Source organism: Streptomyces sp. NBC_01525, from assembly GCF_045040405.1.
GTDB classification, from domain to species: Bacteria; Actinomycetota; Actinomycetes; order Streptomycetales; family Streptomycetaceae; genus Streptomyces; species Streptomyces benahoarensis.
In genome coordinates this window covers 3526774-3544487 of record NZ_CP109397.1, presented here as the reverse complement: position 1 = coordinate 3544487, position 17714 = coordinate 3526774, and the positions used below count along the sequence as shown (strand labels likewise).

The 17714-nt window shown below is 72.2% G+C and carries 18 protein-coding genes; 14 read left to right on the top strand and 4 right to left on the bottom strand.

Annotation, left to right across the window (positions count from 1 at the left end):
* Positions 1 to 67 precede the first annotated feature (67 nt).
* From OG422_RS15860 to OG422_RS15845, 4 genes are all read left to right on the top strand, one after another.
* A complete protein-coding gene (locus tag OG422_RS15860) occupies positions 68 to 292 on the top strand; it encodes a hypothetical protein (protein WP_251076838.1) in 225 nt (74 codons plus the stop codon).
* Positions 289 to 774: an ATP-binding protein gene (locus tag OG422_RS15855; protein WP_405743422.1), complete on the top strand. Its 486-nt coding sequence runs from the start codon at positions 289 to 291 to the stop codon at positions 772 to 774. The genes OG422_RS15860 and OG422_RS15855 overlap by 4 nt, the downstream gene beginning before the upstream one ends.
* A 123-nt stretch (positions 775 to 897) precedes the next feature.
* Positions 898 to 1572: a DUF4232 domain-containing protein gene (locus OG422_RS15850; protein ID WP_405743421.1), complete on the top strand. Its 675-nt coding sequence runs from the start codon at positions 898 to 900 to the stop codon at positions 1570 to 1572.
* A gap of 167 nt (positions 1573 to 1739) precedes the next feature.
* Entirely contained in the window at positions 1740 to 2180 is a 441-nt protein-coding gene (locus OG422_RS15845) for a hypothetical protein (RefSeq protein ID WP_405743420.1), read from the top strand.
* Positions 2181 to 2258: 78 nt separating this feature from the next.
* Here the strand turns inward: OG422_RS15845 and OG422_RS15840 are convergent, their stop codons facing one another.
* The 3 genes from OG422_RS15840 to OG422_RS15830 all read right to left on the bottom strand — a co-directional run bounded on the left by OG422_RS15840 (position 2259) and on the right by OG422_RS15830 (position 5483).
* Entirely contained in the window at positions 2259 to 4196 is a 1938-nt protein-coding gene (locus tag OG422_RS15840; protein ID WP_405743419.1) for an FG-GAP-like repeat-containing protein, read from the bottom strand.
* Positions 4197 to 4323: 127 nt separating this feature from the next.
* Positions 4324 to 4935, bottom strand: coding sequence for a hypothetical protein (locus OG422_RS15835; protein ID WP_405743418.1), 612 nt, complete (start codon positions 4933 to 4935; stop codon positions 4324 to 4326).
* Between the two features lie 245 nt (positions 4936 to 5180).
* Complete coding sequence (locus tag OG422_RS15830) at positions 5181 to 5483, bottom strand: hypothetical protein (protein WP_405743417.1); 303 nt, start codon at positions 5481 to 5483, stop codon at positions 5181 to 5183.
* Here OG422_RS15830 and OG422_RS15825 point away from each other — a divergent pair.
* Positions 5461 to 5628 carry a hypothetical protein gene (locus OG422_RS15825; protein ID WP_405743416.1) on the top strand — a complete coding sequence of 56 codons (168 nt, stop codon included), beginning with the start codon at positions 5461 to 5463 and terminating at the stop codon, positions 5626 to 5628. The two genes, OG422_RS15830 and OG422_RS15825, sit on opposite strands and share 23 nt — an antisense overlap.
* 109 nt (positions 5629 to 5737) lie before the next feature.
* Here OG422_RS15825 and OG422_RS15820 read toward each other — a convergent pair whose 3' ends face one another.
* Positions 5738 to 6199, bottom strand: coding sequence for an ATP-binding protein (locus OG422_RS15820; protein WP_405743415.1), 462 nt, complete (start codon positions 6197 to 6199; stop codon positions 5738 to 5740).
* Positions 6200 to 6445: 246 nt separating this feature from the next.
* Between OG422_RS15820 and OG422_RS15815 the strand changes: the two genes are divergently transcribed.
* The 9 genes from OG422_RS15815 (at position 6446) to OG422_RS15775 (ending at position 17385) form a co-directional block, all read left to right on the top strand.
* Entirely contained in the window at positions 6446 to 7312 is an 867-nt protein-coding gene (locus OG422_RS15815) for a hypothetical protein (RefSeq protein ID WP_405743414.1), read from the top strand.
* A gap of 188 nt (positions 7313 to 7500) precedes the next feature.
* A complete protein-coding gene (locus OG422_RS15810; protein WP_405743413.1) occupies positions 7501 to 8292 on the top strand; it encodes a YcnI family protein in 792 nt (263 codons plus the stop codon).
* Positions 8293 to 8362: 70 nt separating this feature from the next.
* A complete protein-coding gene (locus OG422_RS15805) occupies positions 8363 to 9013 on the top strand; it encodes an SCO family protein (protein WP_405743412.1) in 651 nt (216 codons plus the stop codon).
* The gene (locus OG422_RS15800) at positions 9010 to 9564 is read left to right on the top strand and encodes a copper chaperone PCu(A)C (RefSeq protein ID WP_405743411.1); all 555 of its coding nucleotides are present in this window, start codon (positions 9010 to 9012) and stop codon (positions 9562 to 9564) included. The genes OG422_RS15805 and OG422_RS15800 overlap by 4 nt, the downstream gene beginning before the upstream one ends.
* Positions 9565 to 9699: 135 nt before the next feature.
* Positions 9700 to 12093 (top strand): copper resistance protein CopC, encoded by a 2394-nt coding sequence (locus OG422_RS15795; RefSeq protein WP_405743410.1) that lies wholly within the window; start codon positions 9700 to 9702, stop codon positions 12091 to 12093.
* Positions 12093 to 13460 (top strand): iron uptake transporter deferrochelatase/peroxidase subunit, encoded by a 1368-nt coding sequence (efeB, locus tag OG422_RS15790; protein WP_405743409.1) that lies wholly within the window; start codon positions 12093 to 12095, stop codon positions 13458 to 13460. Before OG422_RS15795 ends, efeB begins: the two co-directional genes overlap by 1 nt.
* A gap of 143 nt (positions 13461 to 13603) precedes the next feature.
* The gene (pheA, locus tag OG422_RS15785) at positions 13604 to 14530 is read left to right on the top strand and encodes a prephenate dehydratase (protein WP_405743408.1); all 927 of its coding nucleotides are present in this window, start codon (positions 13604 to 13606) and stop codon (positions 14528 to 14530) included.
* A 741-nt stretch (positions 14531 to 15271) separates the two neighbouring features.
* The gene (gene serS / locus OG422_RS15780; protein ID WP_143944908.1) at positions 15272 to 16561 is read left to right on the top strand and encodes a serine--tRNA ligase; all 1290 of its coding nucleotides are present in this window, start codon (positions 15272 to 15274) and stop codon (positions 16559 to 16561) included.
* Positions 16558 to 17385, top strand: a complete 828-nt coding sequence (locus tag OG422_RS15775; RefSeq protein ID WP_405743407.1) for an HAD family hydrolase — start codon at positions 16558 to 16560, stop codon at positions 17383 to 17385. The genes serS and OG422_RS15775 overlap by 4 nt, the downstream gene beginning before the upstream one ends.
* The last annotated feature ends 329 nt before the right edge of the window (positions 17386 to 17714 follow it).

The window sequence follows — 17714 nt, the reverse complement described above, 5'->3', positions numbered from 1 at the left end:
TCCACGCTACGACCGGCCGCGCCACTCTGTGAGGGATTCCTCACAGAACGCACTGGAAGGGTGAACCATGACCGACCACTCCCCCCACGGCACGCCCCCACGCGACGTCGACGAACAACTTGCCCTGCTCCGCGACGCGTTGCGGGCCAACGCCCTCACGCTGCCGTCGCTCGGCGTCGACCTGCCGAGCTTCGCGGCGCGGTACGCCCAGCCGCTGATCTCCCTCGGCAACTGCAACCTGGCCACCGCCGAGGCCCTGACCGCCGCCCTCCTGAAGGCGGCTGTGCGGTGAGGGAGTTGCGGATCGATGTGGCGGCCGTTCCGGAGGCCGTACTGGCCGTACGGCGGGTGATCCGGCGGGAGTTGGGGCCGGGTGGTTTCGATGTCGAGCTGTGCGTCGGGGAGTTGCTGAGCAACGCCGTACGGCATGTGGGCGGCGGGGTGCCGCTCTCGGTGCGGATCGCGGCGACGGCGTCGGGCGGGTGCCGGATCGCGGTGACCGATCCGGCGCGGCGGGCGCTGCCGGTGCTGCGGTACGTGGCCGGGGACGCGGAGTCCGGGCGCGGGTTGGCGCTGGTCAACGCCGTGGCGGTGCGGTGGGGGGTGTGGCAGCACGCCGACGGCAAGACCGTGTGGTGCGAGACGGCCGCGACGGTGCGGCAGGCACCGGTGACGCCAGGGCGGCAGGCGCCGGTGCGCGGTGCGCCGCGGCCTGGGGCGGCGCATTCGGCGGCGGGCGCGGTACGTGCGGGCGGAGGCGACGGGGCCTGGTAAGTCCGGGTGACGCCTCGCACCTTCACGGCGCCTTTCACCCGTACGTATTCCGCGGACATGTCAGGCTCGACGCCGAACGGCGCTCCCCCGCCGCTCTTCTGCCGAGCCCCACGAGGACCACGTATGCCCTTCCGCCTCCGCCGCTCCCTCGCCCTGGCCGCCGTCGTCGGCGCGACCGTGTTCGCCACCACCGCCTGCGACTCCGGCGCGGATGCCCCCGCCGCCGCCGTACAGAGCGGTGACGCAGGGTCACCTGCCGCCGGTTCGCCCGTCATCGGTTCGTCCGCCGTCAGTGCGCCCGCCGCCGGGACGCCGTCCGCGTCCGACGACGGGCAGGCGCCCGCGTCACCCGGCGCGGGCAAGGGCGGCGACTCCGGCGAGGAGGCGGGCGACGCCTGCACCACCGACAAGGTGCAGCTGGAGTTCGCGGACGCCGGGGGCACCCGCCCGGCGGTCCTCCTCAAGGCCACCAACATCTCGGACACCGCCTGCACCGCCTACGGCTTCCCGTCCGTCGGCCACCCGGGCGCGCAGGCACCCGTCGCCGCCGCCCCGCGCACCGACGCCCACGCCACGGTCGACCTGGACCCGGGCGAGACCGCGTACGCCGCGCTGCTCCTCCCCGAGAAGGGCGCGCACCCGCGCCAGGCGACCTCGTTCACCCTCGGCCTGCGCGGCAAGGACGGCGACCCGCTCGACGCGACGGCCACCCTGAAGGCCCCCGGTGAGGGCCTGACCGTCAACGACGCCTCCCGGGTCACGGCCTGGCAGGCGGACCAGGAGGACGCGCTCGGCTGACGCCGCCGTCTCCCCGTACGGGGCGGCCGGGGCCGTACGGCCCGGTCAGCGGCGTGCGGCCCGGCCGCCGAAACCCGGCTCGGCGAGGTTCGCCCGAATGGCGGCACCCCAGTGGTGGCCGCGGGCCGGGACCGGGACGGTGGGCGTAACCGAACAGAGGAGCGGTCATGGCGCATACGGCGACTCCGCACAACCGCCCGCACGGCGACGAACCGGACTCCACACCCCGCGCATGGGCGGTAGGCGGCACGGTGTTCGCCGGGATCGTCCTGCTGGTCGGCGGCGTCCTCGACATCCTCAAGGGCATCACCGCACTCTCCTCCGACGCGATCTACACGACCGTCAACCAGTACGTGTACCGGTTCAGCCTGAACACGTGGGGCTGGGTGCTGCTGGCGCTCGGCGTCGTCGCCGTCATCACCGGGCTCGGGCTGCTGACGGACGCGATGTGGGCGCGGATCCTGGGCGTGATGATGGCGTCCCTCACCCTCATCGCCAACTTCATGTGGCTGCCCTACCAGCCCCTCTGGGCCATCATCTCCATCGCCCTGGCCGCCTGGGTCATCTGGGCCCTCTGCGCCCACCGACCGCAGCATCCGACGCTCTGAGGTGAGGGTTCGGCCTGAGGGTTGCCCCGTACGGTGCCCGCCCGCGTTCCGCGTGGCGGGCACCGGTGTGTGAGGGACCTACGACAGATTCAGCTTGGGCTTCTGGACGTGGACGACGCCCATCTTTTCGATGTACAGGAATTCCGCCTTTCCGTCCCCGTCGACGTCGGCGAACTGGATGTCCTCCGGAGGGGCCTTGGTGTCACTCACGATCTCGCCGATGCCTTTGAGGTGTACACGCGTTTTCCCGCCGCGTTCGTTGAGCCAGGCCCGTGCGCCGCCCCGGGCGGTGATGAGGATCTGGTCAGCACGACCGTCCCCGTCGATGTCGGCAAACCTGATTTCACGGGGATGGGGAAGGGGGTTACTGATCAACTCGGGCGGGGACCATTCCAGGTACTTTCGGCCGTCCTTTTCCTTGAATCCCTGGTTGTACCAGGCGGTCACCCTGCCGTCCGGTTCAATCCGGAGGTAGTCGACGCGCCCGTCCCTGTCGAGGTCGGCAAACTGGATCTGCTTGATGTCCGGCACGCCGCCGATGGAACTGCCCAAGGGAACGTCTGCGACACCGTCGTACCTGTTCATGCACATCTTTGCGCCATCCTGACCGCCCGTCTTCCATGTGTGGACGGTCACCCCGCCGGTCCGATCGACCACCATGCAGTCGGGCCCGCCGTCACCGTCGATGTCGCCAAAGCGCAACGCAGCGCCGTCCGCCCCGGCGCCAGGGGTGTACGAGTTCTTCCCCGCCCCGTCGGAACGCAAGAGATTGCCCTTGACGCCACCGTTCCACCAGAACCGGAAGTGCTGGTCCTTGTAGACCGTCACATATTCGGCTTTATGGTTTTCGTCGACATCGACCAGCCAGAACCTGTTCGTGGCCGGAAATTTCTCGGGCGGGATGTCGCCGCTTCCGTACTGCGTCGGGCTCGGAGTGCTCGAATTGGTGCCGGCGGCAGATGGTTTGGCGTCTACAGCAGGTGGTTTGGCGTCTGCGACAGGTGAGTTGGCACCCGATGTCCAAGAAATCGGGGCGAAATACAGGACCGAGGCGGCGACCGCCAGGGCGGCGACCGCGGCGAACGTGATCACCGGGCGCCGCTGCTTCCCGGCGGGTTCTCCCTTGGCCGGGGCGGGCACGACGGGCCCCGTTGACGGTTCGGGGCCGGGTGCGGAGGCGGGCTCAGCGGTGGTCTTCGGCACAGGCTCACCCCTGCCTCCGAGCGGTGCACCGGCAGCTCCCGAGGCAGCCAACGCTTCGGGCGGAGACGGGAACAGGCTCGGCGACACAGGACCGGACGTGTGCAACTCGTCATGCGTGGCAAGAATGAGGCGGCGGAGTGCGGTGAATGTCCGATGCCGGGGCGAATCGGCCTTGAGGATGCCGGAGTGGTCGCCCGGTAGAGCGGAGCTGTCCGGGAAAACGGACTGCGCCGAGGAACGAGAGACCACGCCGTCGCTCTCACCCGCGTACACCGACACCGGAATGGGACAGGTCCGCTCGGTGACCGCAGTGGCGTGCACGACATCACGCAGGACCGTGCGCAGTGTCGCGCTGACTTGATCATTCAACGGGCGCAGATCCTTCTCCTGCGGATGACGCAGGCCCAAGGCGCGCCGACGTAAAGAAAGTAATAGCTCAGACCCATTGCTCGGGCAGGCGATCATCACCAGCCGCTGGATCCGTGCAAGCTCACTGCCTCTGCCGTCGTGGAGCATGCGCGCCAGGTAGCGTTGGGCGACCAGCCCTCCCTGGCTATGGGTGACCAGCAACAGCTGGTCGAATGCACCAGCTTCCGTGGCCAGATACTCCTTCAGGCTGTCGGCGACCGTGTCGATCGACGGGAAGACCCGCAGCGGATGGACCGGCCACAGCCCCGTTGCATATTCAAACCCGAGTGGCTCGACGAAATCGAGATCTCTGTCCGCGGCAATCAACTTGCGTAACGGCTCCCACACCGTCGGCCCGGACATGATTCCGTGGACCATCACCAGTCCCAATCGGCTGTCCACCACGACGCCAATCCTTCCCCGCACAGATGGAACAGAGGGAAACTCACTGTAATCCCCTCCCTCCACGTACAGCACCAGGAGTGTCTGAGCCGGGTAGCCGGGTCACGTTGCCGTGGCCCGGCCACCCGACTTAATGGAGCGTCCCGAGCAACCCGTAGTACAGCAGCGGGATCACGATCGAGAAGACCAGGGCGGAGGCTCCGAAGACGATGCGGGCGGTCGCGTACCGCTTGTGCGGGGGCAGCGCCGAACCGACGATCAGCAGGATGACGGGGAGGAGCAGCGCGCCGCAGTAGCCCCAGAAGTAGAGGCCGAAGCGGTGCAGTTCGGCGTCGTTGCAGGAGTCGCAGTAGATCGGCGAGAGGAAGCCGAAGAGCGCGTCGAGCGACACCATCGATGTGGTGAGGATGCTCGACGCCGATGTCCAGAGGATCGCCCAGGGATCGCGGGGCTCCGGCCGCCATCCCGGCACCCCGGCGAACGGGCCTCCGGCGTAGGGCCCGGTGCCGTCGTCCGCGGGGAGCCAGGTGCGGGGTGGGGCGGCGGTCGGCCGGGGGTCCGGGTGGGCGGAACCGGCGCCCGGCTGCGGCCCGTCCGCCGGGCCCGCCTCGTCCGCCTCGTCCGCCTCACCCACCGCGCCTTCCCGCACGAAGCCGGACGGGAGCGGGAGCGGCGGTACGGGGCGGGGCGGCGGCGTTCGGGCGTCGTCGACGGGCGGGCGTGCAGTTATGAGCCCATCCAACTGGGGAGCCTGGTGGGGTGCATGAGTCGCGGTACTCAGGGGGTGGCGGTCGTGATGAGAGTGGTCGTCGCGCCGGAGGGCGCGCGGAGGACATGCCTCCGCTCCAGGCCCGGTTGACGTTGTTCGACGGAATCCTCGGCCCGGCCCGGCGAGCCGATCCCGCAGATCGGCTACCTCATCTCGTACCACGCCTTCGCCATGGCCTACGGCGGCCCGCTGTTCGCCATCGCACTGCTGAGGTTGCGTCATAAGGCCAGCCTGGTGATGCTGTTCGTGACCTTCGTGATCGGTGAGGCGCGCTGGCAGTGGCCTCGCAGGGTCAGGGGGTGATGGTCCTCGCCCGGATCATCACCGGCGCGGTGTCCGGCGCGTTCTTCGGCGTGGCGCTGGCCGTCTGCGTCGAGGTCGTCGTCGCGCTGCTCGGCGTCGGGCTGGTGGGCGTCACCATGAACCCGGCGCTGGTCACCCGCGTGCGTGATGCGCACCGCCAACGGCTGCCCGCTGGTGAACACCGTCCGTACCTCCATGATCACCGTGGGCGTCGTCATCGGCTCCTGGACCGGCAGCCTGGGCATCGACGCGGGATACGGCCTACGCGCCCCGCTGTGGGTCGGCGTCGCCCTGGCGGTCCTCGGCTTTCTCTCCCTCCTGCCGGACCTCGTCGCGAGGTCTCGGCCCGGCGCGGCGGCCTGACGGGCCCGCGCACAGGAAACCTGATGGGCCCGCGCAGGAAAAAGGCGGGCCGCCATCAGCGGACCGTCGGAGAGCGGAGCCAGGAACGCCACCGGCGGCGCCGGGTGCGTTACGACGCCATGGGAAGCGCCGCGCCCTCGCGCCATTTGAGGATCTTGTCGAAGCTGACGACGGCGCCTCTTCGGCCGGTGCCGGTGGCGTAGCGGACGTGGTCGGTGAGGGCCTCGATGAGGAAGAGGCCGCGGCCGTCCTCGGCGTCGGCGGGGGCGGGGGGCGGAGTGAGCAGGGCCGGATCGGCGGGGCGGGGGGCGCGGACGAAGCCGGGGCCGGAGTCGCTGACCTCGATGTGGCAGGTGTCGCCGTCGATGTACGCCGTGACGCGGTAGTCGGAGCCGTCCTCGTCACCGCCGTGTTCGACGGCGTTCGCGCACGCCTCGGAGAGGGCGACCGACAGGTCGTAACAGATGTCCGGATCGACCCCGGCGGTCTCCATCGCCCCCAGAAGCAGTCGCCGGGCAAGCGGCACGCTGGCCGGTTCCCGGCGCAGATGGAGTGACCACCACATGCTCATCGCTCCAGCCTCCTGGCCGCGGCTCGACATACCGTTACGTATTGCCGCCGTAGGAGCGACGTAAGCATGCGCGGGGCGGCACACCGCTCGTTCGGCGGATGCGGAGTACCGAGCGCGCCGTGTAAGTGCGCTCCGGGGTATGCGCCCCCGCGCGCCCCGGCGTCCCCCGGTGGGCCCCCCTCGGGCGCCTCCGCGCGTCGACCTGCCGTAGGCCGCCGGGAAGGCGGGTGGGATGATGGCGCCGCCATGACTGCCCCCGCCCGCCACGCGCGTGCCGCCGCCGATCTGCGGCTGCTGAGGGCCGCGGTGTTCACCGCGGTCTGCGTCGTGCTGGCCGCGACCGGGCACATGGCCGGATCCCTCGCCTCCGTCCCGCTGTGGACGCTCGCCGCCGGGTGCGGCGTCGTCCTCGTCGTCGCCGCGCCGCTGGCCGGGCGGGAACGTTCCCTGCCCGGCATCGCCGCGGCGCTCACCGTCGGACAGCTCGCCCTGCACGCACTGTTCGCCGCCGGGCAGCACTGCGCGGCACCGTCCGTGACGGCCGACGGGCGGCTCGACGACGCCACCGTGATCGCCCTCGCCCGCCGTCTGACCTGCGGTCTCGACGGCGTACGGCTCGGCGGCGACACGGCGCACCGCATCGTCGCGCAGAACGGCTTCGACCCGTCCGACCCGCGCACCGCAGAGGTGCTCGGCACCGGCGGCACCCATGGCATGGCCGGGATGGATCACCTCGCGGGCGCGCCGATGGCGCACTCCGTGCTGCCGTCGCTGCCGATGCTGCTCGGCCATCTCCTCGCCGCGCTGGCCGCCGGGTGGCTGCTGCGCCGCGGCGAGGCGGCGCTGTGGCGGCTGGTCCGGCTGTCCGCGCCGGTGGCGCACGAGGCCGCGGCGCAGGCGCTGGCCGGGGCGCTGCGCTCCGCGCTCACGCTCGTCCGCGCCCTCCTCGCCGGACTCCCCGGCCACCGCACCGGCCCCTCGGCGCCCCTCGCCCACGCGGCGGGCCCGTCCGGGCCGGAGGATCCCGCACTCCAGCACAGCGTCGTCCGGCGGGGCCCGCCCGCCACGGCCCCGGGGCACGTCCGCACCGCCGGATACGCCCTCGCGGCCTGACGCGCGCGCAGCATCCCGCCCACCGGGCCGGACTCCCGCGCCGTCACCGCCTGCGCCGAACCTTCCCATTTGATGCTTTTGACGCTTTCGATGCTTTGGGTGTCGACACCGCTCTGTCGACGCCCGTGACGCTGATGTGGAGACATTTCGCCATGGCTTCTGAGATGACGCCCGAGAGGACGGCTGAGATGACGGCTGAGACGACGACCTCGAACACGACTCCGGGTACGAACCCGGGCACGAACCCGGGCACGCCTTCGTACGCGCCGCGGCGCGTACGCCGGATCGTGCGGCGGCTGCCGGTGCTCGGCGGCCTCGCGGCGGGCGGTGTGCTGATGCTGGCCGGGCCCGCGTTCGCGCACGTCAGCGTGCAGCCCGGCACCGCCGAACAGGGCGGCTACGCGACGATCAACATCAAGGTGCCCAACGAACGCGACCACGCCTCGACGGTCAAGGTCGAGGTGAACCTGCCGACCGACCACCCGCTGGCGTCCGTCATGCCGCAGCCGGTGCCGGGCTGGAAGGTCGAGGTCACCGAGGCCAAGCTGGCCAAGCCGCTGGAGATGCACGGCGAGAAAATCGACAAGGCGCCCTCGAAGATCACGTGGACGGCGGACGGCAAGGGCATCGCCCCGGGCCAGTTCCAGCAGTTCCCGCTCTCCGTCGGCCAGCTGCCCGACCACGCCGACCAGGTCATCTTCAAGGCGCTCCAGACGTACGACAACAAGGAGGTCGTGCGCTGGATCGAACCGGCGAAGAAGGGCGCCCCGGAGCCGGAGAACCCGGCGCCGGTCCTCGCCCTCACCCCGCCCGCCGGTGACGCCGGTGACGCCGGTGACGCCAAGCCCGCCGCCACCACCGCCGCCGCGGACGCCTCCGGCAGTGACACGACGGCCCGGGTCCTCGGCGTCGTCGGCATCGTCGTCGGCATCATCGGAGTCGGCTTCGGCGTCTTCGCCGGACGCCGCCGCACCGCCTGACCGCCTCCGGGCCGGCGTCCGCACGACGTCGGCCCGCCCCCCCCGTTCACCGACCCCCGGACATATCGCCATGCGTGGAAAGACCCTGATCGCGGCCGTCCTCACGGCCGCCGCCGCCCTCACCCTGACCGCCTGCGGGCCCGACGACGACGGCGGCGACAAGCCCGCCGCGTCGGTCTCCGGCGCCACCGCCAAGCCGATCGTCACGCTCGACAACCCGATCGAGAAGCCGGACCTCACCCTCACCGACTCCGACGGCAAGCCGTACGACCTGCTGGCGAAGACCAAGGGCCACCCGACCCTCATCTACTTCGGCTACACCAACTGCCCCGACGTCTGCCCGCTGACGATGGCCAACATCGCCGTCGCGGTGAAGCAGCTACCCAAGGCCGAACAGGACGATCTCCGGGTCCTGTTCATCACCTCCGACCCGGAGCGCGACACCCCGCAGGCCCTCAAGAAGTGGCTCGGCGGCATCAACAAGGACTTCACCGGCCTGACCGGGAAGTTCGCCGACATCCAGCGCGGCGCCCGCGACGTCAACATCGGCATCGACAAGCCGGTGGTGAAGAAGAACGGCGACGTGATCTCCACCCACGGCGCGCAGGTCCTGATGGCCTCCCCCAAGGACGACCGCATCCACTGGATGGGCATGCAGGACGCCACCGCCGACACCTACGCCTCCGCACTCCCGAAGCTCATCAAGGGGCAGAACCCGTGAACCGCCGCACCCTCACCGCCACCGCCCTCGCCGCCGTCTGCGCCCTCGGCCTCGCCGGATGCGGCGGCTCCGGTACGTCGGCCACGTCCGACAAGCCCGACGCCGCGGGCAGAGCCCCGCATCTGAAGGTCTCCGGCGCGTACATGCCGCAGCCGGTCACCGACAAGATGGCCGGGGCGTTCCTCACCGTCGAGAACACCGGCGGCGCCGACAAGCTCACCTCCGTCACCAGCGACCTCTCCGACGACGTCTCCCTGCACACCACCAAGGGCAACGCTATGGAACACGTCAGCTCCCTGCCTGTTCCGGCGGGCGGTGCGCTGAAGCTGGCCAGCGGCGGCAACCACGTGATGTTCATGGGCCTCAAGCACAAGCCCGCCGAGGGCGAGAAGGTCACCGTCGAGCTGCACTTCGCCAAGGCCGACGCGATCACCGTCGAGGTGCCGGTGAAGTCCGCGACGTACCGGCCCGGCACCGCCGCCACCGGCGGACACGACGCGGACTCCGGCCACTCCGGGCACGCGGACCACTCCGGGCACGCCCGCAAGTAAGCCGCCCCGGGGCGCACCGGGCCCGGCCGCCGCCCTCGGGCGCACCGGGCCCGGCCCGGCCCACGGGCCCGGGTACGTCCGCTCCGTACCCGGGCCCCGCGCCCGCGCACTCCACGAACACGAAGGGGAGCTTCCATGACGACGCCCACCGGCATCGCCGCCGCCCGTCCCCGCCCCGGTGCCGCCCGGCTCCGGCGGCCGGTGGCCGCGCGCCTGCTGGCCGTCGCCGTCGCCCTGTGCGGTCTGCTGCTCGCCACCGCCGCACCGGCCCAGGCCCACGCGGCGCTGACCGGCAGCAACCCGGCCCAGGGCGCGGTGGTCGCGCACGCCCCCGAGCAGGTCACCCTCAGCTTCTCCGAGGGCGTCGCGATGGGCGACGACTCCGTACGCGTCCTCGACCCGCACGGCACCCGCGTCGACCGCGGCAAACTCCGCGACCTGTGCAGCGGCGAGACCGTCAAATACGGCACCGGCCTGCCGCCCGGCCTGCCCCACGGCACCTACACCGTCGCCTGGCAGGCGGTTTCCGCCGACAGCCACCCGGTCTCCGGCGCCTTCACCTTCTCCATCGGCGCGCCGTCCGCCACCAAGGCACCGCTGCCGCAGCAGGAGGCGGGCGGCGGCCCGGTCGGCGCGCTCTACGGCATCGCCCGCTACCTCGCCTACGCCGGTTTCGTCCTGCTCTTCGGCGGCGCCGCGTTCGTCCTGGCGTGCCGCCCCGCCGCCGCGGGCGTCCGCTCCGTACAACGCCTGACCGTCCACGGCGGCTGGGTCCTCCTCACCGCCGCCACCCTCGCCCTCCTCCTGCTCCGCGGCCCCTACACCGGCTCCGGCGACCTCGCCGACCTCGCCGACCTCGACGCCCTCCGCGCCGTCCTGCCGACGAAGACCGGCATCGCGCTCACCTCCCGGCTGCTCCTCCTCGCGGGCGCGGCACTGTTCGTCACGGTGCTCTTCGGGGCGTACGAGCGGACGCGGGCGGCCGCGGCGGACGGTACGGGTCCGGTCCCGCTCTCGGACTCGGACTCGGACTCGGACCGGGAATCGGACGATGCGGTACGGGCCCCGGACGGCGCGGGCGGTACGGGTACCGCCCCGGGCGACGCGGCGCAGGTCCGGGGCGGCGCCCCGGGCGGCCCGGCGCGCACCCGGCTTCGGCGGCTCACCGTCGGGCTCGCCGTGGGCGGCACGCTGCTGGCCGCCGGGATCGCCGCAACCTGGTCGTTCGCCGAACACGCCTCCACCGGGCTGCAGCCGGGCCTCGCCATCCCCGTCGATCTGCTGCACCTGCTCGCCGTCGCCGCCTGGCTCGGCGGCCTCGCCGCCCTCGTCGTCTCCCTGTACTGGGGGCCGCCGGTGGAACGCACCGCCGTCCGCCGCTTCTCCCGCCTCGCCTTCGCCTCGGTCCTCACCCTGGTGGCCACCGGCCTCTACCAGTCCTGGCGCCAGGTCGGCACCGTGCCCGCCCTGACCAGCACCTCCTACGGGCAGCTGCTCATGCTCAAGGCGGGCCTGGTGATCCTGCTGGTCGGCCTCGCCTGGGTCTCCCGCCGGTGGACGGGGCGCCTGGCGGAGAGGGCGGCTACGAAGACGGGGGCGGGCGCTGAGGCCGGTACGGCCGCGGAGGCGGCCCGTACGGTTCCGGTTCCCGGCCAGGCGTCGGCGCCGGAGGCAGGGTCGGAAGCGGCGTCGGGCGCGGCCCCGGGCCAGGACTCGGCTCCTGCCCCGGAGCGCGCGGCAGCGCCGGAGCGCACCGCGGCCGACGCGCTCCCCGCACCCGCGCTCCGGGACGCCCCCGACACCGCCCCCGAGGCGGCCGCCCCCGACCCCGTACGGGAAACCACCCCGGCCCCCTCGGCCCCCGATGCCGAACGCCCCTCCTCCCCCGGGCCCGACCCCGTAGGGGCGACCGAACAGACCCCGGACGCCACCCCGGAGGCCGAGGCCCCCGACCCCGTAAGGGCCGCTCAACTCGCCCGGCAACGGTCCGCGTTGAGCACCGCCCGGGTCAAGCGGCTGCGCGACGCCGACCCGCAGCGGCTCGGGCTGCGCCGTTCGGTGCTGGCCGAGGCGGGCGTCGCCGTCGTCGTGCTCGCCGTCACCACCGTGCTGACCGGCACCGAACCGGCCCGCACCGAAGCCGCCCTCCAGGCCGCGTCCGCCGGGCGGTCCCCCGACGCCAACCAGCCCCAGGTGCTGACCATCCCGTTCGACACCGGCGGCCCGCACGGCAAGGGCACCGCCCGTATCGACCTCGACCCCGGCCGCGCCGGAGGCGGCAACCAGCTCCGGGTACGGATCTCCGACCCCTCCGGGGCCACCATGGACGTCCCCGAGATGAAGGTCTCCTTCACCCTGAGCGCCCAGCACCTCGGACCGCTCCCGGTGGCCGCCACCCCCACCGACAAGGGCCACTGGCGCGCCACCGACGTCCAGCTGCCCGTCCCCGGCCGGTGGCAGCTCTCCCTCCTCGTCCGGACCTCCGACATCGACCAGGTGACCGAAACCAGGAACGTGAAGATCGACTGATGAGCACGAAGAAGCCGCACGGCAACCGCGAAGCGACACCGGACACGAAGGCCGTCCCCCCGCAGGCCCCGCGCCCCGGAACCGCCCCGTCCGCATCGGCCGCCCCGGACGCGTCCCCCGGTGACGCCGGGCCCACCGTGGAGCTGTCCCGCCGCCGCCTGCTCGGCACCGTCGGCGCCGCCGGGGCGGCCGGACTCGTCGTCGGCGGCGCCGGGGGCGTGATCGGCGCGTCCGCCGCCCGCGGCGACGCCCCCGCCCCGCTCACCACCGTCGGCACCACCCGCGTCCCCTTCCGCGCCGACCGCGCCGCCCACCAGGCGGGCATCACCACCCCGCTCCAGGCCAGCGGCCACCTCCTCGCTTTCGACCTCGCCCCCGACGCCGACCGCAAGGCCGCCGCCGCCCTGCTGCGCCGTTGGACCCGCACCGCCCAGGACCTGATGGAGGGGCGCGCCCCCGCCCACGACACCGCCGTCGCCGCCGACGCCGGACCCTCCTCCCTCACCGTCACCTTCGGCCTCGGCCACTCCTTCTTCGACCGCACCGGCCTGACGAAACAGCGCCCCGTCCAGCTCGACCCGCTGCCCGACTTCTCCGCCGACGCCCTCGACGCCCGGCGCAGCAACGGCGACCTGTGGCTCCAGATCGGCGCCGACGACGCCCTCGTCGCCTTCCACGCCCTGCGCACCCTCCAGAAGGAAGCCGCCCCCACCGCCCGTCTGCGCTGGCAGATGAACGGCTTCAACCGCACCCCCGGCGCCACCGCCCGCCCCATGACCACCCGCAACCTCATGGGCCAGCTCGACGGCACCAACAACCCCAAGCCGTCCGACCCGGACTTCGACACCCGCATCTTCGTCGGCCGCGACGCCGACGCCACCTGGATGCGCGGCGGCTCGTACGCCGTCGTCCGCCGCATCCGGATGCTCCTCGACGACTGGGAACAGCGCCCCCGCACCGACCAGGAGAAGATCATCGGGCGGCGCAAGGACACCGGCGCACCCCTGACCGGCGGCGACGAGACCACCCCCATGCGCCTCGACGCCAACCGCCCCGACGGCCTCCCCGTCATCCCCGCCAACGCCCACGCCCGCATCGCCGCCCCCGAGTCCAACCAGGGCGCCGCCCTGCTCCGCCGCCCGTTCTCGTACCACGACGGCTTCCGCGACGACGGAGCCCCCGACGCCGGGCTCCTCTTCATCTGCTGGCAGGCCGACCCGCTGCGCGCCTTCACCCAGATCCAGCGCAAACTCGACCGTGGCGACGCCCTCTCCCCCTTCCTCCGCCACGAGGCCAGCGGTCTGTACGCCGTCCCGCCCGCCCCGGAGTCCGGCGGATACGTGGCCCAGCCCCTGCTGGAGGGCTGATCCGGCCTCCGTTTTCCACAGGGTGGCGGCAGGCGGCGGCCGCCCTGTGGACACCGGCCCGGCGCACACCGCGGGCTCGGTATCGTGACGGCACAGGGAGATCGGCGGGGCGTCCCCCGCAAGAACGCGAGGGAGACACCCGCATGTCGGCCAGTCGCTACACCTATCTCGGCCCGGCGGGCACCTTCACGGAAGCCGCGCTGCGCACGCTCCCCGAGGCGGCCACCCGCGAGCTGGAGCCGATGGTCTCGGTACCCGCCGCCCTCGACGCCGTCCGCAGCGGCGAGGCGGCCGCCGCCCTCGTCCCCATCGAGAACTCCGTCGAGGGCGGCGTCACCACCACCCTCGACGAACTCGCCTCCGGTGAACCCCTGATGATCTACCGCGAGGTGCTGCTGCCGATCGCCTTCGCGCTGCTGGTCCGCCCCGGCACCACCCTCGCCGACGTCAAGACCGTCACCGGCCACCCCGTCGCCCAGCCGCAGGTCCGCAAGTGGCTCGCCGCCCAACTCCCGCACACCGCCTGGGAGTCGGCCGCCTCCAACGCCGACGGCGCCCGCCTCGTCCAGGAGGGCCGCTACGACGGCGCGTTCGCCGGTGAGTTCGCCGCCGCCACCTACGGCCTGGAGCCACTGGTCACCGACATCCACGACGCGCAGAACGCCGCCACCCGCTTCGTCCTCGTCGGCCGCCCGGCCCGCCCCGCCGCGCCGACCGGCGCCGACAAGACCTCGCTGGTCCTGTGGCTGCGCGCCGACCACCCCGGCGCGCTCCTCGAACTCCTCCAGGAGTACGCGGTCCGTGGCGTGAACATGATGCGCATCGAATCCCGGCCGACCGGCGAGGGCATCGGCCGGTACTGCTTCTCCGTCGACTGCGAGGGCCATATCACCGACCGGCGGGTCGGCGAGGTCCTGATGGGCCTCAAGCGGGTCTGCCGCGGCGTCCGCTTCCTCGGCTCGTACCCCCGCGCCGACCAGGTCCCGGCCACCGTCCGCCCCGACATGACCGACGCCGCCTTCACCGACGCCGCCGACTGGCTCAACCGCTGCCAGGACGGGCGCCCTTGAGGGGCGGATTCCTGACGGGGGCGAGGTGGCCGGATCGGTGATTCCGGCCGGCGCCGGGAGGCCGTACGAGCCTCCGCCCGGCGCCCTCACCACGGGCGTTCCACCCCGCTGTGGACTATCCACAGAGTTATCCACAGGCGCGCCTCGGTGCCTGTGGGTAAGTCCTCGCGGGATTCGGACAGAATCGACAAATCACTCTACCGATCCCAGATCCCGCCACGCCGCCCCACACCGCCATGCCCCGCGCCGCGTCACCCCTTTTTCCGTGATCAGCCCTTTAGGGCTAGGTAACGCCACACGAAAGAGTGCGCGAAGGGGGCTTGGAAGCCCAATCCACCGCAGGTGATTCATCGCCCGGAGGGTGAAGTTCCGAGTTCCACAGATCTCACACACAGCCTGTGGATAAGAATGCCCACACCCCCCACACCTGTGGACAACTCACCTTTTCCCCACAGCCCGGACCCGGAAATCACCACCCCGCGGCACGCACCTCACCCGACGGACGCCGCCCCGGGACCCTCCGCACCGCCCCCGGGAAACCGCCACTCGCGACATAAACGACACCCCGCCCTCCCTGGCGGGAATGCCACCGAATTCCCTCCACCATTCCCGCCTCACCACCCCGCCCGAAGGCTCCGTACGGCCATCCACCCTCGCGGAATAAACAGCCCAAAACAGACATTGCGACATGCGCGGGAATATCGCGTCGAGCCCCGCCGCCCGCCCCGGTAGCCTGGGAGGGTGATTGACCTTCGCCTGCTCCGTGAGGACCCCGACCGTGTGCGCGCCTCCCAGCGCGCCCGTGGAGAGGACGTCGCACTCGTCGACGCGCTTCTCTCCGCCGACGAGCGGCGCAGGTCGTCCAGCGTCCGCTTCGACGAACTGCGCGCCGAACAGAAGGCGCTCGGCAAGCTGATCCCCAAGGCCACCGGCGACGAGAAGGCCGTCCTGCTGAAGAAGGCCGGCGAACTCTCCGCCGCCGTCAAGGCCGCCGACGCCGCCCAGGACGAAGCCAAGGAAGAGGCCCAGACCCTCCTCCGCCAGCTCGGCAACCTCGTCCACCCCGACGTCCCCGTCGGCGGCGAGGAGGACTTCACCGTCCTGGAGACCCACGGCACCATCCGCGACTTCGCCACCGAGGGCTTCGAGCCCAAGGACCACCTGGAGATCGGCGAACTCCTCGGCGCCATCGACGTCGAACGCGGCGCCAAGGTCTCCGGCTCGCGCTTCTACTACCTCACCGGCATCGGCGCCCTGCTGGAACTGGCCCTGGTCAACGCGGCCATCGCCCAGGCCACCGCCGCCGGATTCACCCCGATGCTCACCCCCGCGCTGGTCCGCCCCCGCGCCATGGAGGGCACCGGCTTCCTCGGCCAGGCCGCCGAGAACGTCTACCACCTGGAGAAGGACGACTACTACCTGGTCGGCACCTCCGAGGTCCCCCTCGCCGCGTACCACATGGACGAGATCCTCGAAGCGAGCCAGCTCCCGCTGCGCTACGCAGGCTTCTCGCCCTGCTTCCGCCGCGAGGCCGGCACCTACGGCAAGGACACCCGCGGCATCTTCCGCGTCCACCAGTTCGACAAGGTCGAGATGTTCTCGTACGTCACACCGGACGACGCGGAGAACGAGCACCGGCGCCTCCTCGACTGGGAGAAGCAGTGGCTGACCGGCCTGGAGCTGCCGTTCCAGGTCATCGACGTCGCCACCGGTGACCTCGGCGCCTCCGCCTCGCGCAAGTTCGACTGCGAGGCGTGGATCCCCACCCAGGGCAAGTACCGCGAGCTGACCTCCGCCTCGAACTGCAACGAGTTCCAGGCCCGCCGGCTCTCCGTCCGGATGCGCGAAACCGTCGACGGCAAGCCGAAGGTCCAGCCGCTCGCGACGCTCAACGGCACGCTCTGCGCCGTCCCCCGCACCATCGTCGCGATCTTCGAGAACCACCAGCAGGCCGACGGCTCCGTGCGCGTCCCGGCGATGCTCCGCCCGTACCTGGGCGGCCGCGAGATCCTGGAGCCCACCTCCAAGTGACCGCCCCCGGACCGGCCCCCGCCCTGCCCTACCAGCTCATCGCGACGGACCTCGACGGGACGCTGCTGCGGGAGGACGGAACGATCTCCGACCGCACCCGCGCGGCCCTCGCCACGGCCACCGCGGCCGGTGCCGCCCACATCGTGGTGACCGGCCGCGCGGTGCCCTGGACCCACCACATACTGGAAGGGCTCGATTACCGGGGCATCGCCGTCTGCGGGCAGGGGTCGCAGGTCTACCACGCGGGCGAGCGGCGCCTGCTGACCTCCGTGACCCTCGACCGCCAGCTCGCCGGTCTCGCCATCGCCAAGATCGAGACGGAGACCGGCCCGCTGCGGCTGGCCGCCAGCCGCGACGGCATCGAGGGCGAAGTGCTGGTCGGCCCCGGCTACCGCTACAAGGAGGGCCCGCTCCCGGCCCTCCCGATCGAGGACCACGCCGACCTGTGGACCGCCCCGGTCAACAAGGTCTACATCCAGCACTCGACGCTGGACGACGACGCGCTGGCGCAGGTCGCCCGCGTGACCGCCGGCGACCTCGTCGGCGTGACGGTCTCCGGACCCGGCATCGTCGAACTCCTCCCCCTCGGCCTGACCAAGGTCACCGGCCTCTCCCTGGCGGCCCGCCGCTTGGGCGCCAAGGCCGATTCCACCATCGCCTTCGGCGACATGCCCAACGACCTCACCATGTTCGCCTGGGCCGCCCACGGCGTCGCCATGGCCAACGCCCACCCCGAACTCAAGGCCGTGGCCGACGAGGTCACCGCGTCGAACGAGGACGACGGGATCGCGGTGGTGTTGGAGCGGTTGTACGGGGGGTTGTAGCGCGGTGCCTCCCGCCAGGAGCAGGACGCCTGCCCCTGGCGGGTCGGGGTACCTGCCCTGGGGTGCGTGGTCCGTCGCGGCTTCGATTACTCTCCGTGAACGAGTACAGGCTTCGCATCGTTCCAATTACCGAGCGTCATTATCACAGAGAGTGATGTGGGGTGTCGAGGGTGGCACCGACTCGGGTGAGCAGGTCCGCGCTCCGGGCCCGTGAGGCACCCTGAGTATCCGGCGCAAGCGCTGCTGCCGCCTCCCACCCTGCCGCCTCCTCCTCGATCACCTTCGGGGCGCCCTGCCGCTTCCGTCGCGCCCGGCCCGTCCCCGAGCGG